Genomic DNA, 23,964 nt, shown 5'->3' with positions numbered 1-23,964 from the left:
TAAAGTTAACGATAGTATCCGTACATCATTGATGAGCGGGTAGTCAAACATTATTGGTAAAGTTTTCATGGCCGATCAATTAATTCGCGCTACAGCAGCTGATGGTGGCATTCGTGCAGTAGGCGCTATTACCACACGTTTGACAGAAGAAGCAAGAGCGAAGCACAAACTTTCCTATGTGGCAACAGCAGCTCTGGGTCGGACTATGGCAGCTGGTCTTTTAATGGCTTCTAGTATGAAGCGTGCTGGCTCAAGAGTCAATGTCCGCGTGAAAGGTGATGGACCTTTGGGTGGCATACTTATAGATGCAGGGTTAGATGGAACGGTACGCGGTTATGTAGACAACCCGGATGTGGAACTGCCACCAAATAGCAAAGGTAAGTTGGATGTTGGTGGTGCAGTAGGTAAGGGCTTTCTTTATGTCGTGCGCGATGTTGGGTATGGATATCCTTACTCAAGTACCGTGGAACTGGTTTCTGGTGAAATTGGCGACGATGTAGCTCATTATTTGATGACTTCCGAGCAAACACCTTCTGCAGTTGTGCTGGGTGTTTTTGTAGAACCGAGTGGAGTCACTGCAGCCGGGGGTATACTGGTACAAGTGTTGCCTAAAGCAGCTAGAGATGAAGCCCTAGTTGAAAAGTTAGAGTCACGAGTCGCTGCTTTAAGAGGGTTTACACCTTTGCTGCAAGCAGGAAAATCTTTGACAGAAATTTTTCAAGATTTATTGGGCGATATGGGATTGGTTATATTCCCTGAAAGACAAATGCTGCGGTTCCACTGTGGATGCTCTTTTGACCGAGTGTTAGGAGCGCTAAAAATGTTGGGACAAGCAGAATTGGAAGATATGATGGTAAAAGATAATGGTGCAGAAGCTACTTGTCATTTTTGTGGGACGGTGTACAACGCAAGTCGAGATGATTTAGCTCAACTGATTGTAGACCTTCAAGCAGAGGCAGCTGAAGGATAAAGTATAAAAAAGTACTTTTAAATTAGGAAAAGTCATGGTATATGTGGATAGCAAGGATATAGTATAACTTTCTGATAGCGAGAAAGTTACTATGGCAACAGCAAAACTTTGGAGCTATAACAGTCGCTATTCATTTATTTTGGTGTGAGCAATGACAGCAGAGCGGGATATGCCAGAAAGTTGGTTGCCGGGTAGAGCAAGAGAGCCAGATAATATGACAGGATTATCGCAAAAGAAACAGTATGACAGCCACGATCCGTCTGGTGTACCAGCTACTGGTTCAAACTCCAAATCTGTGAAACGCCCAAAAGATAGCGAGCCATCAGAAAATCCGCCTTCAGATAGTCAGCCCAACAAACCCGTTCTATCTAGAAGTTATGGTAAGTTGCCAAAATGGACAAAAAGTTGGGTGCTGTGGACATTATTATTAGCAATGGTTCCAGGAGCCATAGCTTTCATGGCAACAGCAATGCTATTAAAGTTGCCTACAGCACCTAACTGTCCATCGATTTTTTGGCCGCTAGCAAGTGCGTCGGTGCGGCTACATTGCGCTCAATTGGCAGCTTCTAAACAGACGGTAAAAGACCTTCTGCAAGCGATTGACCTGGTGAAGCAATTGCCGCCGTCTCATCCATTGCGGTCGGAAATCGATCGCTACATGGAAGAATGGTCAAAGGATATTTTGGATCTAGCCGACCAGAGTTTTCAGTTAGGCAGGTTAGAAGAAGCGATCGCAACGGCTCGGAAAGTGCCAAACGATGTCTCAGCCTTTAAATTGGTAAAGGAACAAATTACCAAATGGCAGACAATTTGGTCAAAGGCAGAAGAAGTCTATAAAGAATCAGAAGGTGAATTGCGCGAACAGCATTGGCATCAAGCATTTATGCTGGCTTCTAAGTTGTTGAGAGTCGATAATAAGTATTGGTCAACAACTAAGTACGATGAACTCAATCGACTCATTGTCAGTGCGCGAGAAGATGGGGATAAGTTAGCAAAAGCCCAAGGTTTAGCAGAGACAGGCTCGGTAGAAAACATCCTCAAAGCGATTAAGCTGACACAATCCATTGAGAAAGACAGTTACGTTTACCAAAAAGCTCAAACAACACTGACAGAATTTGGACGCAAAATATTAGCGATCGCACAAACCAAATTAGATCGGCGCGATGCAGATGGAGCAATTGAACTCGTACAGAAAGTTCCTGTAGTGACAGGGCTAAAATTAGAAGTCGAGGACTTTATTGCGATCGCAGAAGCCCAAAAAAATGCTTGGACGGGTACTGTGTCAGGTTTGGAAGCAGCAATTTCCCAAGCCCAGCAAATAGACATTTCCCGACCGGTGTATGAAAAAGCACAAAAATTTATTGCTCTATGGCAGCTAGAGATTGAAGATGTTAGCAAGTTAGAAAAAGCAAGAACCCTAGCAACTCAAGGAACAGTCAGCGATTTATCAGCAGCCATTGCTGAAGCACAGCTGATTCCTGCAAACAATCCCCGCGCCCAGGAAGCAAGACAAGAGATTGGTCGTTGGGTATCTCAAGTACAAATCATAGAAGACAGACCGTACTTGGATCGTGCCGATCAAATTGCCATGTTTGATGATGTGAATTCATTACAGGCTGCGATCGCCGAAGCAAGTCAAGTTCAGAAAGGACGTGCGCTTTACCGAGAAGCAAGGAAAAAAATTGCCACTTGGACGGAGAAAATTCAACGGACTGAAGATCAGCCCTACTTAGACAGAGCAAGAGCACTTGCTAGTAGCGGCGATTTACCCTCAGCCATTGAAACAGCAAGACAAATTAGTCCAGGGCGAGCGCTTTCAGGAGAAGCACAAGCATCCATAGATGAATGGCGAGGTCAACTCCGAGCAAGAGAAAATTGGAAGAGAGCGAGAGAAACAGCACTTACTGGAACTCCAGAAGCACTAGCAGAAGCGATTCGCATTGCAAATCGAGTGCCAGAGGGAAGCTCGTTATGGAGCGATGTTAGTGTAGCTGTTGACCAATGGAGCCAGCAATTGTTAGATATAGCCCGCGCTCAAGGAGAATCTGACATGGCTAGAGCCATTGAGACAGCTCGACTAATTCCACGAGGAACTTCTGCATACAGTGCAGCAAGAGACCAAATTAGAGCTTGGGAAGAATTTCTCAATCCACCTGCACCACAAACTGAACCACAGGTATCACCGGAAGCCACTCCTACTGAGGAACCCACTACTGAGCAATCTACTACTACCGAAGGGCAGTAGTGTCAAGATTTTTCTTGTGGAAAGTATCAATCAAGGCAGAGCGGTACAAGAGATAAACTTTGAGCCTAAAATTGCCAATTTTTGCAAGTAGGGTGGGCATTGCCCACCTACATCAAACAATTGTTGTCTACTCCAAGCCTGAATAAATTAAAATATATTAGGTTATAAGTGTTAAACACGTATAAATGATCGCCTATTCACGCACAGCGGGTTACTACCGTTGATCTACAATACAGTAACCGCCTGATACGTTCTTCTACTCGTGACCGATTCTCTTTTTCCTGAGAACTTAAGCAACTATGATGCTTTTCTAAGCACCCTTAAACAGCGCATTCGCACCGCGCAGGTGCGGGCGGCACTTGCTGTGAACCAGGAATTAGTACTGCTTTACTGGCAGATCGGCAGGGAGATTTTACAACGCCAGCAGGAGGAAGGCTGGGGCACTAAAGTCATTGAGCGTATAGCCAAGGATTTAAAACGGGAGTTTCCAGACATAAAGGGGTTCTCCCGTACAAACCTGCTCTATATGCGGGCTTTTGCGGAAGCTTACCCTGACGAGCAATTTGTCCAGCAGGCTGCTGGACAAATTCCCTGGTTTCATAACTGCGTGTTGCTGGATCGCGTAAAAGCGCCGGAGCAGCGGGTTTGGTACATCCAGCAGACCATCCAAAACGGCTGGAGCCGCGCCATCCTGGAGATGCAGATTGAGAGCCGTCTGTATGAACGCCAGGGAAGCGCGGTCACCAACTTTAGCCAGACCTTGCCCAGGCCCCAGTCCGATTTGGCGCAGCAGCTTATTAAAGACCCGTATCATTTTGATTTCCTGACGTTGGGCAAAGAGGCGCAGGAAAGGGATTTGGAGCGTGCGCTCGTGGAGCGCATTCGTGATTTTCTTCTGGAACTGGGGGCAGGTTTCTCGTTTGTGGGAAGCCAGTATCCTATTGAAGTGAGCGGACAGGAATATCGGCTTGACCTGCTGTTTTATCACCTCAAGCTGCGCTGCTTTGTCATCATTGACCTTAAAATGGTGGAATTTCAGCCGGAATTTTCGGGGAAAATGAACTTTTATGTGTCAGCAGTGAATTCTATTCTGCGACACCCTGACGATCGGCCCACCATCGGCATTATTCTTTGCAAGTCTAAAAACAAGACGATTGCCGAACTTGCATTGCAAGGGATGACACAGCCTATCGGTGTTTCCACTCATAAGATAGGACAAGACGTTCCCGAACAGCTTAAAAATATCCTGCCTACGGTGGAACAACTGGAGATGGAGCTAGATACGGCTGCCGCCGAACTTGAAAAGCAGAAGCAGGGGAGAATGGAGACGTAAGGTGACAACTTTGCCAATCACCTAATTATTTAGCAGCCAAAAGCCACTCAATCCAACCCTAAATGTAGTTCGAGAGCAGCATCTACTAGTTGCATCAACTCTTCACTTAAACTATTCACCACATCACCCACAATCCTTTGCTTAGAAATTGTTCGCACTTGCTGAGCTTGTACTTTGGATGGTTTAGGTAAACGGCTGTCTTCTGGACTAAGTAAAACCTCAAAGGGGTAAATACGGCTGACATTGGATGTAAGTGGTAGTATTGTTATCGTGCTAGCTGCACGATTATTGGCATTATTGCTGACTATCAGTACTGGGCGGAGTTTATCCATTTCTGAACCTACAGCCGGACTGAGGTTTGCGTAATAAATATCACCACGTTTCATCTGTTAGTCCATCGGCGATTGTTACATCCCAATCATTGTCAACTTCAGTAGATGCTTCTCGATAAGCTTCTTCTAGTTCTTGTTGTCGTAACAACTGTAATGCCATTTCAATAACTTGAGAGCGGGATTTACAGGAATGAGCTACTTTGTAACCTTCAATAAATTGCACTAGGGATGCTGGTAAAGAAACTGATAGTTTTTCAACTTGCATGTTCTGACCAAATGGTAGCAAGAATATTCTTACTATATGGTAGTCCACTTTAGTAGTAAACTGCCTTCATGTACTAGCTATATTCACTCTGCAAGAATTTGCCGTACCACAGTTAGCGCCGAGTAACTCACCCCAGCAGTCCCTTCCCCTGGATGGGTAGAGTCGCCTACAAGCCATAAATGCTCAATAGGTGTGCGATTGGCAAAACCAAAAGGACCGAAAGTAGGTATTCTTTGACCGATACCACCGACAATACCTCGATCTCTTGCCGTGTAATGGGCAAAAGTACGGGGAGTTGCTGCTTCTACATGAAGGATCGTTTCTGGTTTTAAGTAGAAGAATTTGGCAAGACGAGCGATCGCATCTCGTGTATAGTGTTGTTTTAAACCTTCATAATCTTCAGTACGCCACCATGGCTCTGGATCGACAAAAGAAGAAGCAATAATTGTCGCTTCTCCTTTTTTGGCGCGACCATCTCCGGGACGACTGACAGATACAAACAGGGAATTGTTGTCACCAATAGGTCCATTCGGATCGTATAAAAATTGAAGATGAGGAGGACACCCCAAGGGAATAGCACTTTCATCAACACCTAAATACACCACAAATGCACCAGATGAAGGGGGTAATTTTTCCACTCGTTGCTTGTACCCTTTGGGCGCTTTTTCTCCTAACAACTGTACTAAGTTTTGCACTGTCACGTTAGCCACAACACGATCGACTGGTTGTGTCCATACCTCTCCAGTTTTTTGATTGCGAATAACCACATCAGTTGCTTTGCCGTTCTCGACTTTGATATGCTCGACAGTGTGACGCATGAGCAATTTGCCGCCATCTCTTTCCAAAGCTTCTACCAAGCGATCGCTCAAAACTTGCATACTGCCATGAAGATGGTACAGCCCTTGTGGTTCTTGCGATACACTCAACGCCGTTGCGGCATAAAGTAAAGCTGTCTGTTGAGCATCAACTTGAGAGTACAACTTGAGTTGCAAATCCAAAAAAGTTCTCAAGCGGTAGTCATGTCCCAGCCCATAGGCAAACAAAGCATCCCCTACAGTAAATAAGGTGTAAGGAACAGTTATCAGCGTATCGGGACGAACTGCTTTGGTTAACTCCCACAAATCCCACAAACTTCGAGGCGGTAATACTGGATCTCGTCCTTGAAATTTCCAGCTCGCTTTAAACAAAGTAGCCATCAACTGCCAAAACGGTTCGCTACCAGGAAATTGCCGAAGTCGTTCTTCTTTCCATTTCAACGGATCGCGCCAAACATTAATAGGCGTTGTCTCTCCAGGTAAATAAACCGCACACGCCGGATCGCATGGTGTTGCTTCTGGTAAATCGATCTCTAACTCCGAAAAAATGCGGTGGTGAATTCCTCCAGGTTCCAACCCAGCAACCTGAGTTGCTCCTACATCAAAGGTAAATCCTTTGCGTTTAAAGGTGGAAGCACAACCTCCAGGAACGAGGGCTTGGTCTAGAATCAAAACACTGTACCCTTTGCGGGCTAACAATGCACCAGCAGTTAGCCCGCCTATTCCGGCACCGATAACTACCACACGAGATTTACTATTGACAATACTATGACCGGGCATTGATGTCTGCTATATATTTCTTAATACTTCTATCATAATCTTAAAACACGCTTCAAAAATAGTGGATTTGATGAGTAGTTAAGATAGAAGGGCAATGGGAAATGGGCAATAAATTATTTCTTAACTATGCCCCATGCCCTATGCCCTATGCCCCATTATTCAGTCAGTAAAAATGACATCAACCCTGTTAAAGTTTCCTCGCCTTAACGCTCCTACATTGCACCGATTGCCTAACGGTTTAACAATAATTGCTGAGCAAGTGCCAATTGAAGCTGTAAACTTAAGCTTGTGGCTCGATGTTGGTTCAGCCATAGAAACTGACGAAATCAACGGTGTAGCTCACTTTCTAGAGCATATGGTGTTTAAAGGAACCGAGCAACTAGCGAGTGGCGAGTTTGAACGTCGAATTGAAGAACGAGGCGCTGTAACAAACGCTGCGACTAGCCAAGATTACACTCACTACTACATAACAACGGCTCCGAAAGATTTTGCAGAACTTGTACCACTGCAAATGGACGTGGTATTTAATGCCAGCATACCCGATGATGCCTTTGAACGAGAACGATTGGTCGTTTTGGAAGAAATTCGGCGCTCGGAAGATAATCCTCGCCGTCGCACTTTTCAACGCTCAATGGAGACAGCTTTTGATAAACTGCCCTATCGGCGTTCTGTCTTGGGACCAGAATCAGTCATCTCGCAACTTCAGCCCCAGCAAATGAGAGAATTTCATAGAACTTGGTATCAACCGAAATCTATTGCTGCTGTGGCTGTTGGAAATTTGCCTGTAGATGAGTTAATCGCAATTGTTGCTGAAGGATACGCCTCCGGTACGGGCGCAATGCCTTGCGCCCCTACACCCTACTCCGGTACGGGCGCAATGCCTTGCGCCCCTACTCCTTACCCCCAACTTAACCCAGAACCTCCATTTACAGATATTGTTCGTAAAGAATTTATTGATGAAAGTCTTCAACAAGCAAGATTGGCGATTGTTTGGCGAGTACCAGGGTTAACTCAACTGGAGTGTACGTATGCGTTAGACGTTTTAGCGGGAATTCTCGGACATGGTTTGACATCAAGACTCGTACAAGATTTACGAGAAGAACGAGGACTGGTTTCTCATATTTCTGTCAGCAATATCACCCAACAGTTACAAGGAACTTTTTATATTTTGGCTTATTGTCCGGTAGAAAATTTACCAGACGTAGAAGCCCGAATTATTCAACACATTCGCAATCTACAGTTAGAGATGGTAAAACAAGCGGAAATCGATCGCATTCGGACAAAAGTGGCTAACAGGTTTATTTTTGGTAATGAAACTCCAAGCGATCGCGCTACATTATACGGCTATTATCAATCCATGGTAGGCGACTTGGAACCTGCATTTAATTACCCCAGTATCATTCAAAGCTTAGATGCAACTGACTTGATGCAAGCTTCCCAAGATTACCTTTCTCCAGACGCTTATGGTGTTGTCGTGCTTAAACCGTTGTAAATTGGGAATAGGGAGTAGGGAGTAGGGAGTAGGGATAAGAGCAAACTCTTCCCTAACCCCTAACCCCTAACCCCTAACCCCATTCTTATGTGGACTGAAATAGACGCTTACATCTCTCAGACAACAGGCGAACAATTCAAATCTTTACAGCAACGCTCAGTCAGTGGCGGATGCATCAACCAAGGTTATACAGTCTCCAATAAGCAGCACACCTACTTTGTTAAGCTCAATCAGGCGTCAAAATTGGAGATGTTTCAGGCGGAATCCTTGGGTTTACAGCAAATGTATCAAACAGCAACAATCCGCGTTCCCAAACCAATATGCTCTGGTGTTACTGGAAATTACAGCTTTTTGGTGTTGGAATGGTTGGAAATTAGTTCGGGAAACACCAACTCTTGGGAAGAGATGGGACGGAAACTAGCAGCAATGCATAAATTCACGAGTAACCAAGGTTTTGGTTGGGATACGAACAATACTATTGGTTCTACGCCTCAAATTAATACTTGGACAGCAGATTGGTTAGAATTTTATACTAAGCATAGATTGGGTTATCAATTCCAATTAGCTCGACGGCGAAACGGGCATTTTCCTCAAGAAAAAGAATTACTTGAAGCGATACCTGAGTTATTGGCAAATCGCAAACCGCAACCTTCACTGGTACATGGCGATTTATGGGGAGGAAACGCTGGGAGTACTGTATCGGGAGAACCAGTCATTTTCGATCCTGCTACCTATTATGGCGATCGCGAAGTTGATATTGCCATGACTGAACTTTTTGGCGGTTTCCCTGCTGCTTTCTATCAAGGATATAACGAAGTGTGGTCTCTAGATGAAGGATACGAGCAAAGAAAAGTTTTATATAACTTGTATCACATCCTCAATCATTTTAATTTATTTGGTGGCAGTTACTCGTCCCAAGCCAACCGGATGATAGCTCAAATTTTGAAATAGGATTTTTGCAGAAGTAAGCTGTTGTGCTTTGAAGAGCGTCCGCTAGGACGGGCGAGGACGCTCGTACCACTATACCTAAACACTCTTAGTTTCTGAAGTAAGTAAACCAGACATATTTAAGATGCGCTCGCTCCAAGACGCTGACGTAGCACTAACAAAAGCGATTTCAGCAGGCTGAGAGATAATTACTGACCAATATTTTTGCCAAGAAAGTAATAATTGACGTAACTGAATAAATTCTGGTGTATGAAATTCTTCATGTTCTATCAATAGTGCCAAATAAAATAAACTCTCACTTAGGATGACTGGAACACCTTGGCGAGCTGACTCAATATCAAAACACCAGGCTTTGATACGTGATAGACAAGATGCAAGTTCTCCTAACTGCATTGAGCGAGGTTGCTTCAAAAATCCGGCTTCGATAGAACTCCAATTAGGCATTATAGTCCTCCCAATAATCGTAGGGTAATTTGAGCAACTTTTTCTCTTATGTCCGGAGATTGTATCTCCATATTGCGGTTATTCTGACTTGGACGGATATTTATTATAGACTCAAAAAAGATTTTTTGCGTATATGGATTCCAATCTGCTCCCCAAATATCACGTTGTTTGCTCCCGTCTTTGAGTAATTCTTGTTCGCACTCGTAATGTTTTTGGCTTCCACCTGCTAATATTTCACGCTCTATATCAACGGCGATTTTGATAAAAACTCCCCACTCTTTTAATATTTCTTCCAATTCTTCGGGAGTAGCACGTTCGCGGATAATTAAAATCAAAGTACTGCCTCAAACCACAATCAAGAACTTAAACATATTACTTTACACTAATGAACCTCACGCAAGTGAGTTTGGTTTGTACGTAGTAGATTTCAAACCCAGTATGCATAACGATCGCTTACACGTAATGAACTATAAAAGTAGTACCTAAACACTTTCTGTTTCTGAGGTGAGCAAACCAGACATATTTAAGATACGTTCGTGTAGCGGTTGCTATGCAGCATCGCTCCAAGAAGCTGAGGTGGCGTTAACAAAAGCGATTTCCGCAGGCTGAGAGATATAGCGGTTTTCAGTTGGCTGCAATACATGAATAATAGTCTTGTGGAACCCAGAGCAGCGCCGTGCCGGGGTTTCCCCCCAACCCCAGAGGGGACCCCAAAGCCCCCCGTTGAGGAGCCACTGCGTTGCGGGGGTTCCCCCCGTTGTAGCAAGTGGCGTGCGACTGCGGAGCGTCCCGCCCGTTTTAGGCGGGCATCTTGCCCGCCCCACAAGAACTGTATTGGATTCAAGTGAAAAGCGCTATAATTACTGACCAATGTTTTTGCCAAGAAAGTGATAATTGACTGACGTAACTAAGTAAATTCTGGGCTTGACTCAGGAGAAACGCAGAACTGTTAGCTACCTCGAACTTTACACTTTTCTTACAAAATGCCCAAATATTTGTGAGAAGAATTTAAAAACAAAAGTAACAACTTCAGCGTTTCTACTGAATTTTTTATCAGTTCCGAAGACTTGTCAGTAAAATTTCGCTGTTTTTATCTATTGAGACATTTAATAATAGAAATAAAAATTGAATCGGCTCGAAGTTTTCGCTCTTACCGATTCACCGTCTCCACGCAGAAATACTCATTATCTTGATTCAACTGTTAGACAGTGTGAAACTAGGAAACCGGATGAAAACCAAAGGCATCCGGTATAGAGTTGTGTGCTTTAAAAAGTCAGAAATATCGAGGTATTCATTTGGAGGAACTTTATGAATTTACAATTAACCGTTCAAGAAGCAGCAATTGTCACCGCTACCAAAAATAATTCTCACTCATTCGTGAATCCAGAATTCCTCAAGTGCAGTGGTATCGTCCCCAAAAATTGGAATTTGGCACAACAGCCCAGTTATGGGCAAACGGCGAGTCAGGTGACCTTCACTGATGAAAATCAAAAAACTATTAGCATTATTGCTGAACAAAATAGAATAATTTTCCTGCAACAAATTGGTAGTTCTACTTTAGAGTCATTGCCGATCGCCGGAATGGCTCATAAATACGTACAAACCCTACCCAACGTAGAATACGAAGCTGTAGGTATCAATCCCAGAGGCTACGTTTCTTTTGCAGGTTCTCCAGATGCTGCTCGCCTCTACATAGCAGAAACTCTATTGTCTCCCGGTGCTTGGCAAGAGTCGGGAGATTCCCCCATGCTCGCTTCACTCAACTTAGTGTACAAGTTCCAACGCGCTCCTTTCTACCTGGGCATTACTGAAGCCGCGTTGCGTAATGAAGACGAAACAAGCACCCCAATTGTGATGTTTTCTGGCAGTTTTAGCTACGAACTGAGTGGTGACTCTGGAGCCGAAAAAATCAACAGTCTGCATAACTGCATTGATAATTGGCAAGTAGATTTGGAGACTTACTCTGACATAATTAACCAAAAATTTCTGATAAAGAGAACTGAAAACGTTTCTGTTATTCCCAACGTGCTTGCTATGAGTCATAGTATTTGATTTGGACACCGAGCCAACTAGCTCTGAGTTTTTGCTCGTGTCCGAAAGCGAGAAACACATAGCTAGGCTAAATACTACTTTTAAATAAGAAGAGCGTGAGCTATATATTTGAGGGATATTAACTACAAATTCAGCCATGCTATCAGCCCAATTCTTCATTATTTTCATCCCAAAGATAATGAAAATTTGTGCTTATTTGAAGTGAGTTTTACCTTCCAATAATAAGAATAAATATCCTGTTATAAACAGATAATATTTGTGATTTCGGCTGTTATGAAAAAATCGTAATTTTCAGAACTCACTTCTCATAATTATAGGAACCGCACGTCTAAGTGTTCTTGGAATTGTGCTCCAAGTCTTTAATTATTTTATCATCCTTATTTTTAAGTGAGTACGCCAACTCACTTCACTCAGAAAGATAGCGCTCCCAAAATTCAACGTATTAAAATTTCTTAGATTTACTACCTCGTATAAATGATAAACAACCCATTTGATGCTAATTTCTATCGTGCTGCCAATACCGACCTCGCGGCGGCTGGATTTACAACAGACGACCAACTTTTTTCACATTTCCAAGCTTATGGCTTGGATGAAGGCAGAGCTTTCTCACCACTAGCCGACCTTAGCTTCTATCGTTCTGCCAATAGCGATCTAGCGAGTTTTAATAACCGGGCTTTATTTAACCATCTGCAAAATTACGGTGTAGCAGAAGGACGAAGCTTTTCCCCATTTGTGGATCTTTCTTTTTACCGGGGTGTTCATGACGATTTAACTGGGTTAAGCAACGAACAACTCTTTGACCATTTGAAGTCCTTTGGTGTAGCCCAAGGAAGAAGATTTTCGCCGTTGGTTGACCTCAATTTTTATCGAGCTTCCAATGGTGACTTGACAAACTATAACAATAAGCAACTCTTTGACCATTTGAATTACGTTGGTGTAGCCGAAGGAAAAAGATTTTCACAATTTTTTGAGACAGACTTTTATTTGACTAAGAATTCTGACCTCCGCACAGCCTTCAGTAGCACTCCCAAAAACGATCGCCTTGAAGCTCTAGAGCATCTTGTCAAACACGGTTTAAATGAAAGCCGCCAATTTTCTCAGTTCTTCGATATCAATTACTACCGCGCTCAGAATTCCGACTTAGCAACTACGGGGATCTTGAGTGGCTATCAGTTGTTGAAACACTTTGAACAGTCGGGTTTGAGAGATGGACGCCCTTTTTCTGCTGCCTTTGATGTTTATGACTACCAAAATGCCAATTCTGACTTAGCGTCTGCACGTCTCAATAATCAGCAATTGTACGAGCATTTCCAACTTAATGGTCTTCGCGAAGGACGAATTTCATCAAAACTGTTCAACGTGACGTACTACCTGGCGAAGAATGCTGACTTGAAGGCAGCTTTTAACAATAATTATGCCTCTGCATACAACCACTTTGTGCTTTACGGACAGCAGGAGGGACGCTTTGGAATACCAAAGACTGTAAGTACAATTGCAGTTTCTTTGGGAGGCACATCTGTTAATGGAGTTGGCAAAGTTTCTAGCGTTTGGGGAGCAACTTCTATTGACTTTAATTCAGGGTTTCCCTCTAACTTTGTTACCTACACGAACATCAACTCTTCGGCGGCGATTGTCTCAGGAGCGAGTCCAGGACTGTACCAATCTCCAGTCGATGACACCACCAAATTTTTGACAGTTGCTCCTTTCAACGATAGCAGAGGTACAAGTCCAGTCGCGCTGAACTTTGCTATTCCAATCAATTACTTTGGTCTGTATTGGGGAACAATAGATAGTTATAACTCAGTTGATTTCTATAGTAACGGCAGTTTAATCCAGAGTTTTAGAGGTAATGACATTATCGCTCTTGCAAATGGTTCTCCTTATTTGACTGAGTACGTTAACTTCTTCGCTTCTGATGGGGTATCCTTTGACAAAATTGTATTTAGGTCAGATGCAGCAGCGTTTGAAAGTGACAATCACGCCTACAAAATTGCTGTGACTTTGGACGGCGACACATTTGCTGAAAACAGTACAAAGGGAACGGTTGTAGGGCAGTTGAGAACTTCTAACCCAGCGTTGAAAGATCGCTATAGTTACAGTTTGGTGGACAATGCTGGTGGGCGGTTCCAACTTGTCTCTAATCAGTTGCAAGTAGCTAACGGTGCTGTAGTTGATTTTGAAAGCAGCAGCAGTCATAGTATCAAGGTGCGAACCACCGATAAGAGCAACCCTAGCTTGTTCTTCGATCGAACCTTTTCTATTCGCGTTACAAATGTTAATGAGGCTCCCAGCTTTGTCAGTAATCCTATCCTGAATGCTGAGGTGAATAGTCCTTATATCTACAATATTGTCACCACTGACCCAGACGCCGGAGATAAGCGCACTATTACCGCTAACAACTTACCCAGTTGGTTAACTCTAAAAGACAATGGTAATGGCACTGCTACCTTGAGCGGCACTCTCAACCAATTTCCGGATGGTAAGAACAACATTACTCTAACAGTTAAAGATGCTGGTGGATTAACAGCAACTCAGACGTTTGAGTTGTTCCCCCAAGCTTCCCTAAATGAAGTTACTTTGTTTACAGCAAAGCGCAACAATTCCTTCACAATTCCTTCTACTCCTTCCCTCATCAGCTTTAAGATTGCTCCGAGTTTTGACACCAAGGATTTAGATTCAATTAATGATGCTTTTGAGGTGGCGTTAGTCGATGAGGCGGGTAACTCTCTAGTACATACTGTTTCTAGTGGGAGAGATGCTTTCTTTAACTGGACTGAAGGTGAAGCCGTTGCCCTAGGTGCAGGTACGAGTTACAATACTACAACTCGTACTGTTAGTTTGAATCTCACTGGTACCAAACCCTTAACCAAAGCTAACCTGATATTTCGCTTAGTCAATAATGATGACGATACGACTACTAGCGCTACTATTACAGACTTTGCGATTAACCCAGCGCCAGTTGGTACACTACCAGCTACTCAGAAAGATTTTGGTACCCAGACATTGCCCAGCACTTCAACAACGCCTAACTTCAACTTGTTGGCAGATGTCTCCAATAGCTTCCTAGCTGAATACCATCGCACGAGCTTTAACGCTGACACTAAGCTATTGCATACAGACATTGCTCTTCGCAACACTGGCAAATACAGCGTTGATGGTCCGTTGCTTGTTGGCGTTACCCACATGAGTGACCCCACTATAACGCTACACAAACCCGATGGAATTACTCCAGAGGGAATTCCTTACTATGATTTCAGCCAACTGGTCAGTGATGGTAAAGTAGAACCCCTAGAACTGACTAACCAACGTTCTTTAAAATTCTACAACCCTCAAGGCAAACAATTTACTTATGATTTGGTAGTACTGGCGCAGTTAAATCAAAAACCCTCAATTCAGAGTCAACCAGTAACAGAAATCATTGGGGGTCAGCAATACCGCTATGATGTAGATGCTACTGACCCCAATAGCGACGTTTTGACCTACAAACTGCTGTCATCTCCTGTTGACACCACAATTGACTCAAAAACCGGGCTGATTACCTGGAACACCCTCACTACCAACAAAGGTAACCATACGATACTGGTAGAAGCTAACGACAGTCGTGGTGGAGTAACAACGCAACAGTTCGCGCTCTCGGTCATCGATGCACCTCCCAACCGACCCCCTGTTTTTACGAGCACTCCCATAGTTGATGCAGCAATTAATACAAACTATACTTATCAGGCGCTCGCCAAAGACGCCGATAATGACACATTGACCTTTTCACTGGTCAACAAGCCAGAGGGGATGACAGTCAACCCCAGCACGGGAGTCGTGAGTTGGACTCCCAATGGCAATCAATTGAACACTTATGACGTGACCTTAGCTGTAACGGATGGCAAGGGAGGAACGGCACAGCAAGTCTTTAAAGTCAAGACACTTGCAGAACCTGGAAACCATGCACCAATTATCATCAGCGATCCGATTACTATTGCTTATACGTCTTTAGGCTATACCTATGATGTCAAAGCACTTGACTCGGATAACGACTCGCTGCAATATTCATTGGTGAACCCTCTCCAAGGAATGACAATTGATGCTAACACTGGCTTGATTAGCTGGGACAAACCTGTGGCTGGTGAAAAAGATGTGACAGTGCAAGTACGAGATCCTCGCGGTGGAGTGGATACCCAGAGTTTCAAGCTAAATGTCAGTTCAGTTGTTGTAGGAGAAATTACGGGACAGGTATATGTTAGCAACGGTAAACTAAAAGACAAACTGGTTTATTTTGAAGACTTTGAGAACCAAAGTGAATCCTTAGCAGAATGGTCAAGTGTAAAACGAGATATTTATGGAGAGCGACATTTTTTAGGAAAATTTGGTGGAACTCTCTATGAAAATGACGAATTCCGACTACTTAGACAAACCAAACTGACACTTGACAATTTGCCAGAACACGATTTTGTCACAGTGTCTTTTAAGCTGTTTATCCTTGATACATGGGATGGTAACAGTAATTACTGGGGACCAGACAAGTGGAAACTACAAGTTGTAGGCGGTTCAACGCTGTTGTATACGACTTTCCAATCCCAAGCGTATAATCAAAGCACACTACCAGGAGGACAGTCATATCCTCACAACTTTGATGACGCTAACCCTACACTACACGCTTTTCCGGCAGGGACAGGGGTTGATGATTACACTTTAACTGGAAGTGAGGGATATATTGGAGTTTATGAATTATCTTTCAAATTCGACCACACGAGCAGTTCTGTTGCTCTGGATTTTCTTGGTGGAACTACTGAAGACATCAACAATGAAAGCTGGGGATTAGATGATGTAGAAGTTCGTGTAGGCAGCAATGTGACTCCGATTGCAGGTGCAACTATCTACGCTGATATCAACAACAATGGTCAAAAAGACCCAGAGGAACAATATACCACCACAGATACTCAAGGTCAGTATTCTCTGGTACTTAAACCGGGTACTTACACAATTGCTCAGTCAGCAAAACTTGGTTGGACACAAACTACTCCAACAACTGGTACTTATAAGATCGCAGTTGCTAGCAGCCAAACTACTAAAAATGTAGACTTTACCAATATTATTGCAGGCGTCGGTAATGCTGAACCCGAGTTCATCAGCACGCCACCAACTTCGGGTATGGTTGACAAGCAATTGCGTTATCGAGCTGTCGCTCTAGACCAAAATGCAGACCCTCTCACCTATAACCTGTTGGTTAAGCCTGAGGGCATGGTTATTGACGAAGCAACAGGTATCCTTGCGTGGAAGCCAACTGCTACACAATTAGGCAAACATGATGTTGTCATGCGCGTTCGAGATGGTAAGGGCGGACAGGATATTGAAGCTTTTCAAATCAATGTCTCAGAGCGGAACACGCCACCAGCATTTACAACAAATCTGCCTTATATGACTCGTGTTCTGCCTAGTGGAGCTACTGTTAATGTAACTGAAACTGCTGTCGGGCGAACCTTCCAGTACAAGGCAATGGCACAAGATACCGAAGGCGATCCCATCACCTACAGTCTAACTACATTTCCACAAGGGGCAACAGTCGCATTAGATAGCACTACAGGTTTGTTTACCTTCACACCAACCGCTGCAATGGAAGGCAACAACAACTACTTCGTCATCACTGCAACTGACCTCTTAGGTGGGAAAACAAACCAGTCTTTCTACATCAATGTTCTCAGAGCCAGTGCGGCTCCTCCCAACCAGATCCCCCTCATCAGTTCCACTCCCCGCAAGACCATTGCTTTAGGACAGAACTACTTTTACGCTGTCACTGCTTTCGACCCCGATAACGACCCCCTCACTTACACTCTTGATGAACAATCCCGTCAAAAGGGGATGACTATTGATAACCAGGGTATACTCTCCTGGACTCCCAATTTCACACAACTAGGTGCAAATTCTGTCACAATTACACTCAGTGATGGGCGCGGTGGTGTGACTCCCCAAACTTTTAATATTGATGTTGTCAGTACTCCTGTCAGAAGCAATAGAGCGCCCAGTATTACTTCTGTTCCCAACCTGATTACCAATATTGAGCGAGAGTATCAGTACAACCTGACTGGTATTGACTCTGATGGCGATTTGTTAATCTGGAGTCTTGACAAAAAACCAGCAGGCATGGTGATTGATGCTAAAACCGGAGTGTTGCGTTGGCAACCCAAAGACGAGCAAATTGAAGAGCATACAGTAGCAGTACGGTTGACAGATGCTTATGGTGCATTCGTTGTTCAAGAATTTACCTTAAATGTCACAGGAGTTAATACTTCTCCACAAATAGTTTCTACTCCTGTAACAAGAGCATCTCAAAATCAACGATACACCTATACTGTAGTCGCTAGCGATCCAGAAAACGATGCCCTTACCTACAATCTTGACTCAGTGTCAAAAAGCAAGGGCATAGCTATTGACCACAATGGGGTGATTCAGTGGACTCCGACAACAACCCAAGTTGGTTCTCACAATGTTGAAGTTACGGTCAGCGATCCCCAAGGTGGTACTCAAAGCCAAACCTACACTCTAACAGTGGGTACAGTTGCTATCAATAATGCCCCCAGCATTACTTCTACCCCAGTATTTGTGACTGGTACTGGCAGTACTACCACTTACCGATACCAAGTTGTAGCGACAGACCCGGATGCAGGAGATAGCCTCACCTATCAGCTATTGTTTCCTTCTCCTGCACCAACAGGGATGAGCTTTAATACCACCACTGGGTTGTTAACCTGGGCTAACCCTACTGTAGGTACGCATCAAATTGCCATCAGTGCAATTGATAAAGGTGGTCTGCGTGCCACACAAAGATTTACTCTCACCGCACGGGCTAACTCTAACCCTGTCATTAGCTCCAAAGCTCCCGATAAAGCAATACCTGGGATTACGTACATTTACGATATCAAAGCTCCCGACCCGAATGATGATGCATTGACCTACAGCCTTGACTCAACTTCCTTGGGTAAAGGAATGACCATTGATAGCTTGGGTCGGTTACGATGGACACCAACTACAGCACATACACTCGCACCCCATACGGTGCAAGTGACTGTGAGTGATGGTAATGGTGGTAGTGCAACCGAAACGATTAACTTGAGTGTCGTGCGCGATACTGAGACACCTATTGTGCGGTTGATTGCGCTCAACAATACAGTTAGGTTGGGTGAGGATATTACTTTCCAAGCGCGTGCTACTGATAATGTTAAGGTTGCAAGCTTGCAATTAAAGGTGGATGGTACACCAGTAGTACTAGATGCCAACGGTATTGTCACAGTTAAAGCATCACGTAGTGGAACAATTAAGGGTGTAGCAACAGCCACAGATAGTAGTAATAATACGTCTACTCCAGTTACATTTGATGTCACGGTCATTGACCCAAGCGATATTAATGCACCTACTGTCAGCTTTGATTTGTCAACAATTGGTGATGGATTTGTTAAAGCACCTACTGATATTAAGGGAACAATCTCCGATGATACTGGCATTAAATCTTACCGATTGATTGCCACACCTGTTGATAGTGGGGAGTCTAAGACGATTTTTGAGGTTGATAAGTCAAGTCAAAATCTCAAGAATATTAATGGTGTACTCGGTAAATTTGACCCCTCTTTGTTGCAAAACGATTCTTATGTACTGCGTCTCGAAGTTGAAGATAAGGGTGGGAACATTTCCTACTCTGAAAGAACAGTCGATGTTGCAGGCGATTTGAAGCTGGGTAACTTCCGATTGTCGTTTACTGACCTCACAATCCCCGTTACAGGTATACCCATTACCCTGACTCGTACTTACGATACGCTAACTTCTGCGATCGCTGATGACTTTGGCTACGGGTGGAGGATGGAGTTCCGCGATACGGATTTGCGAACTTCGTTGAGACCACCAACTGAAGAAGACCAACTGATTGGTTATCAAAGTGCATTCAAAGATGGGACTCGTGTATATATTACACTACCAGGTGGTAAGCGAGAAGCGTTTACGTTCAAACCAACCCTAGACCCAATATTTAAACTAGCAGCTGCGATCGCTAGAGATCCGGATGCGGTTGTTTATCGTCCCAAGTTTGTTGGCGATATGGGCGTTACTAGCACTCTGAGTGTGAAAGATGCCAAAATTCTTCATAAGGCTGGTACGAGTGAGTATGTTGGTTTGAATGGAGGAGTGCCGTACAATCCTGCTGATATTAACTTTGGTAGCATTTACGTCCTGACAACCAAGGAAGGGATTGTCTATGAAATCGATGCACAAACTGGTGATTTGCTCACAGTCACTGACACTAAGGGAAATAAACTGACTTATAGCGATGCGGGCATTACTAGCTCAACCGGGAAACAGATTACCTTTGAAAAGGATGCCCAAGGGCGGATTGCAGTGGTGAAAGACCCGATGGGTGAGCTGATCTCTTATGAGTATAATGCTCAGGGCGATTTGATGAGTGTAACCGACCAGGCAAAATTCAAAACTCAGTTTATCTACGACCCACAGCATCAGCATTATCTCAAAGAAATCATCGATCCGCTCAATCGTACTGGTGCAAAAGTTGAGTATGACTCCAACGGACGCTTGAAGAAGACACTGAATGCGGCAAATAACTCTGTAGAAATTGAGTATGACCCAACGAACTCATTGCAAACCGTCAAAGATGCATTGGGCAATCCGACTACTTATGAATACGATCCTCGTGGAAATGTCTTGCGTGTAGTTGATGCCCTTGGTCATCAAACTCAGATGAAATACGATGACGACAATAATCTGTTACAAGTTACCAACGCAAACAATCTCGTCACCAAGTATGAGTATGACGACTTTGGTAACCTCAAGTCACGCACAGAGGAGTATTGCGGTTGTCCCACTATTGTGCCAGGAGTTACGTACTACACTTACGACAAGTACGGCAATATGACAACGCTGGTGACACCAACTGGTGCATCCATGACGATGAACTATAACCGTTTCGGTAATCTGCTGGCAATGAAAGATGGCTTAGGCAATGTTATTCAGTCTTTCACCTATGATGCTTTTGGACAAGTGGAAACTGAAACTGATTCCACAGGAACGACAACATACCAATACGACGACTTTGGCAATGTCATTACGACCATCGACGCCGATAACGGTGTTACGACCATGGAGTACTACGCTAACGGTCAGCTGAAGCGGATGGTTGAGGACATGGGGACTCCCAATGACACCAGTGATGATGAAGTATCAACGTTTGAGTATGACAAACTCGGACGAGAGAAATTTGCAGACTACGGTAAAGGCATTTGGGTTAAATACGATTACACTGGTGCAGGTAGCGATTGGACTAAGTTGGAAGCTCCCACTATTGGTAAAATGGAGCGCAAGTTAACGGATGATGGGAAATTGGCAGGTTGGGTGACTCCTGATGGTGGTACGCCAACGTTCAAGTACGATATTGCCGGACGGCTGTATAGAGAAACTGATGCTAGTGGTAATGATGTGACTGAATACGGGTATGATCCCGCCGGACGGTTGACGAGCGTGAAAGACTTGCGGACGGGCGCAACCACTACTAAGGAATATGATGCAGGTGATCGGGTCATTGAAGAAATTGATGCCCTCAAGCTATTTACCCGATACAATTACAACACGCGCACTGGTCGCCTTGACTCTACCGAACGTGGTAAGTATTTAACCAACGCTGCTGGTCATATTGTCACCGACGCAAAAGGAAAACCCGTAGTTGATACAACTGTTGAGATCCGGACTTATCGCTATGAGTACAATGGTTTGCAGACAACAGTCATTGACCCCTTAGGACGCAAGACAACTAGCGTTAGTGATGATTACTACTTGCCCAAAGAAATTATTTATCAACTACGCGATGGGAGTAAATTCACTCAGAAAACAGAATATCTCTACGCCAATAATCTGCAAGAAGCCAAGGATTATCCCACCAGAGTCATTGATATTGGTGGTAATGACCGAGTGTTCGGATACGATGCACAGGGCAGATTAAAAACTGCAACTGACCTTGCTAGCAATACCTATACCTATGATTATGATGATGGTAGCGCCAAAATCACCTCACCAACTCAAGAAACTCTCCAGTATAAGTACGATGCACTCGGTAATTTAGAAAAAGTCACATTTGGCAATAATACCTTTAAACAAATGTCCTATCGTCCTGGCGACAACCGTTTGGGAACAGTGACATTACCAAGTGGAGAAACCATCGAGTACGATTACTATGAATCGGGACAAGTGAAAACCCAAACAACCAAGAATAATGGTGTTGTAAAAGATAAAGTTAGCTACACTTATACCACTGAGGGTGCGGTCAAGACAATGATCGACAGCACTGGTACTACGACATATCGCTACGACAGCAACAACCGTCTCTATGGGATAGATTATGCCAACGGTAGCAGTATTAGCTACACCTACGCTCCAGTAGTTGGACGGCTTAAGACTGTCACCGAGAAAGGTTCCGCAACTGCAACAGCATACACCACCGAGTATGATTACGATGTGTTTGGTAATCTGAACTGGATTAAAGACCCTCTAGGCGGAATTACCACAATGAAATATGATGTGGTCAACTCTTTGAAGGAACGTACCTTACCCAATGGTGTGAAAACCGTCTATGAATATGATGACCTCGATCGAATTAAATCTATCGTTCACACCAACTTACAAGGACAAGTGTTAACGTCTGTCACCTACGAACGTGAGGGAATAGGAGAACCAAGTAAGATTACCCGTGAGGATGGTTCTTATGTCAAACTCAAATACGATGCTGCACTGCGGGTTGAGAAAGAATCGTACTACAATGCATCGGGTACATTGTTAAAAGAAACGACTTATGAATACGATGCATCAGGTAAGCGCAAAGTGCAATCTAGTACAACAAATGGTAATCGTACATTCAATTACACTGCTGGGTATCAATTAGATACTGTCACTGAAACTGGCGAGACTGAGAATTACGATTATGATGCAAATGGAAGGTTGACGCTGATAAACAGAGATGGCAAAACCCTCGATCTAGACCACGATGCCTATGACCATCTCACTACTGTCAAGAATAAAACCACTGGTAAGACAACACAGTATATTTACGATGGTACTGGTAACAGAATCAAAGCAGTATCCGGTAGTACTGAAAGAAGATTTTTGGTAGCACCTGCGATGGGTGGAGGTTTAGAATCAACTGATTTAATTACCGATGCTGCTGGCAATCTGATTTCCAATTACATCTACGCTGGTGGTTCAAGTCCTTTGATGCGAATAGGCGCTGATGGAAAGCCAGTGTACTATTTAACTGATGCGATGGGGACTGTTATTGGGTTAGCTGATGGTCAAGGGGCGAGTGCTGGTAAGTTCCTCTATGACGCCTTTGGTAACATCTTGTCCCAGGTTGGTGGTAATAATAGTGCTGCGGGTGGTGACTTTAGGTTCCAAGGGCAGTGGTTGGAGTCAGAGAGTGGGTTGTATCACTTTAGAGCTAGAGATTATGACCCTGCAACGGGATTGTTCCTCAGTCGTGACCCGGTAGATATTATTGAGACTGAGCCGGAGAGTTTTAATCCCTATCAGTTTGTGTATAACAATCCCTATGTATATAGCGACCCAACGGGGATGTTTACTCTGGTTGAATTAAATGCAAGCCAAAGTATACAAAATCAGTTAGCAACTATCAGAACCGCTACTTACAATCAAGTCCAGAATTACCTTAGAGGGAGAATCCAGGAAGCAACCAGCGATTTACTCCTTCAAGCTTTACAGTCATTCGTGCCAGAGCTAAGAGGCTTCAGAACAGTACTAGATGCCTTTGGCGATAACAATAATGAAAAGAGAGCGGGGAATGTATTTGAAGACTTAATTACAGACAAAGTATGCAACGTGTTTGGGCAAGCAGGTTCAGAACTTCTAAACAATATTTATTTTGAAACACCAGTCGAAAGAGATGGCAATCCATCTGGTAATGGTTTTGGATGTAACAGCTTAGATCTAGTCGATTTTATCAAAAATTCAGGATGGGTAACTGACTCAAGACCAGACTATATCATTAGTCCTGTAACACCAAAAGAAAATGTAAGCACAGGACAAAAGGGCTGGCTTGTTGGAGACTTTAAGTTATCAGTGAACACTATAATCCAAACATATACAGCAAATCCAAACTAGTGGCTAGCTATGACTGGGTATGCTAGAAAACATGAAAGTTTACCTGTAGTTAGCTTTATTACCTTCTATTCTGGAAATCCAAGTATGCATCAGAGAATAGCAGAGGCTGCTCTTAGAAAAAATGTAGTCGTAGTT

General features: G+C 43.8%; 12 protein-coding genes. 7 read left to right on the top strand and 5 right to left on the bottom strand.

The features are described 5' to 3' along the window. Window positions 1-67 precede the first annotated feature (67 nt). The 3 genes from hslO to ACKTT2_RS26960 all read left to right on the top strand — a co-directional run bounded on the left by hslO (window position 68) and on the right by ACKTT2_RS26960 (window position 4,548). Window positions 68-970 carry an Hsp33 family molecular chaperone HslO gene (gene hslO, locus ACKTT2_RS26970; RefSeq protein ID WP_407892363.1) on the top strand — a complete coding sequence of 301 codons (903 nt, stop codon included), beginning with the start codon at window positions 68-70 and terminating at the stop codon, window positions 968-970. A 151-nt stretch (window positions 971-1,121) separates the two neighbouring features. Then, a complete protein-coding gene (locus ACKTT2_RS26965) occupies window positions 1,122-3,215 on the top strand; it encodes a chromosome segregation ATPase (RefSeq protein ID WP_407892361.1) in 2,094 nt (697 codons plus the stop codon). A 262-nt stretch (window positions 3,216-3,477) separates the two neighbouring features. Beyond that, entirely contained in the window at window positions 3,478-4,548 is a 1,071-nt protein-coding gene (locus ACKTT2_RS26960) for a PDDEXK nuclease domain-containing protein (RefSeq protein WP_407892359.1), read from the top strand. Between the two features lie 47 nt (window positions 4,549-4,595). Here ACKTT2_RS26960 and ACKTT2_RS26955 read toward each other — a convergent pair whose 3' ends face one another. From ACKTT2_RS26955 to crtD, 3 genes are all read right to left on the bottom strand, one after another. Next, on the bottom strand, window positions 4,596-4,934 hold the full coding sequence (locus ACKTT2_RS26955; protein WP_407892357.1) for a type II toxin-antitoxin system PemK/MazF family toxin: 339 nt from the start codon (window positions 4,932-4,934) through the stop codon (window positions 4,596-4,598). Beyond that, a complete protein-coding gene (locus ACKTT2_RS26950; RefSeq protein ID WP_407892355.1) occupies window positions 4,921-5,145 on the bottom strand; it encodes a ribbon-helix-helix domain-containing protein in 225 nt (74 codons plus the stop codon). Before ACKTT2_RS26950 ends, ACKTT2_RS26955 begins: the two co-directional genes overlap by 14 nt. An 83-nt stretch (window positions 5,146-5,228) precedes the next feature. Continuing rightward, on the bottom strand, window positions 5,229-6,740 hold the full coding sequence (crtD, locus tag ACKTT2_RS26945; protein ID WP_407892353.1) for a C-3',4' desaturase CrtD: 1,512 nt from the start codon (window positions 6,738-6,740) through the stop codon (window positions 5,229-5,231). A gap of 172 nt (window positions 6,741-6,912) precedes the next feature. On the opposite strand from crtD, the gene ACKTT2_RS26940 reads away from it, so the two are divergent. Next, window positions 6,913-8,232 (top strand): M16 family metallopeptidase, encoded by a 1,320-nt coding sequence (locus ACKTT2_RS26940; protein WP_407892351.1) that lies wholly within the window; start codon window positions 6,913-6,915, stop codon window positions 8,230-8,232. A gap of 87 nt (window positions 8,233-8,319) precedes the next feature. After that, window positions 8,320-9,183, top strand: coding sequence for a fructosamine kinase family protein (locus tag ACKTT2_RS26935; protein ID WP_407892349.1), 864 nt, complete (start codon window positions 8,320-8,322; stop codon window positions 9,181-9,183). Window positions 9,184-9,258: 75 nt separating this feature from the next. On the opposite strand, the gene ACKTT2_RS26930 is transcribed toward ACKTT2_RS26935, so the two are convergent. Together ACKTT2_RS26930 and ACKTT2_RS26925 are read right to left on the bottom strand one after the other, a co-directional pair. Further along, on the bottom strand, window positions 9,259-9,624 hold the full coding sequence (locus ACKTT2_RS26930) for a hypothetical protein (protein ID WP_407892347.1): 366 nt from the start codon (window positions 9,622-9,624) through the stop codon (window positions 9,259-9,261). Then, window positions 9,624-9,959, bottom strand: a complete 336-nt coding sequence (locus tag ACKTT2_RS26925) for a DUF5674 family protein (protein ID WP_407892345.1) — start codon at window positions 9,957-9,959, stop codon at window positions 9,624-9,626. The genes ACKTT2_RS26930 and ACKTT2_RS26925 overlap by 1 nt, the downstream gene beginning before the upstream one ends. A 973-nt stretch (window positions 9,960-10,932) precedes the next feature. Between ACKTT2_RS26925 and ACKTT2_RS26920 the strand changes: the two genes are divergently transcribed. Beyond that, complete coding sequence (locus ACKTT2_RS26920; RefSeq protein ID WP_407892343.1) at window positions 10,933-11,676, top strand: hypothetical protein; 744 nt, start codon at window positions 10,933-10,935, stop codon at window positions 11,674-11,676. Between the two features lie 474 nt (window positions 11,677-12,150). Continuing rightward, a complete protein-coding gene (locus ACKTT2_RS26915; RefSeq protein ID WP_407892341.1) occupies window positions 12,151-23,829 on the top strand; it encodes a putative Ig domain-containing protein in 11,679 nt (3,892 codons plus the stop codon). The last annotated feature ends 135 nt before the right edge of the window (window positions 23,830-23,964 follow it).

Origin of the sequence: Scytonema hankhaensis NUACC26 (genome assembly GCF_045865695.1) — a bacterium.
Classification (GTDB): domain Bacteria; phylum Cyanobacteriota; class Cyanobacteriia; order Cyanobacteriales; family Nostocaceae; genus Scytonema.
The sequence above is the reverse complement of the archived record's forward strand: the minus strand, read 5'-3'. Positions and strand labels throughout refer to the sequence as shown.

Coding starts and splice junctions, on each gene's coding strand:
- ACKTT2_RS26935 (WP_407892349.1), top strand. CDS start 8,320: ATGTGGACTGAAATAGACGCTTACATCTCTCAGACAACAGGCGAACAA.
- hslO (WP_407892363.1), top strand. CDS start 68: ATGGCCGATCAATTAATTCGCGCTACAGCAGCTGATGGTGGCATTCGT.
- ACKTT2_RS26950 (WP_407892355.1), bottom strand. CDS start 5,145: ATGCAAGTTGAAAAACTATCAGTTTCTTTACCAGCATCCCTAGTGCAA.
- crtD (WP_407892353.1), bottom strand. CDS start 6,740: ATGCCCGGTCATAGTATTGTCAATAGTAAATCTCGTGTGGTAGTTATC.
- ACKTT2_RS26930 (WP_407892347.1), bottom strand. CDS start 9,624: ATGCCTAATTGGAGTTCTATCGAAGCCGGATTTTTGAAGCAACCTCGC.
- ACKTT2_RS26915 (WP_407892341.1), top strand. CDS start 12,151: ATGATAAACAACCCATTTGATGCTAATTTCTATCGTGCTGCCAATACC.
- ACKTT2_RS26955 (WP_407892357.1), bottom strand. CDS start 4,934: ATGAAACGTGGTGATATTTATTACGCAAACCTCAGTCCGGCTGTAGGT.
- ACKTT2_RS26920 (WP_407892343.1), top strand. CDS start 10,933: ATGAATTTACAATTAACCGTTCAAGAAGCAGCAATTGTCACCGCTACC.
- ACKTT2_RS26965 (WP_407892361.1), top strand. CDS start 1,122: ATGACAGCAGAGCGGGATATGCCAGAAAGTTGGTTGCCGGGTAGAGCA.
- ACKTT2_RS26940 (WP_407892351.1), top strand. CDS start 6,913: ATGACATCAACCCTGTTAAAGTTTCCTCGCCTTAACGCTCCTACATTG.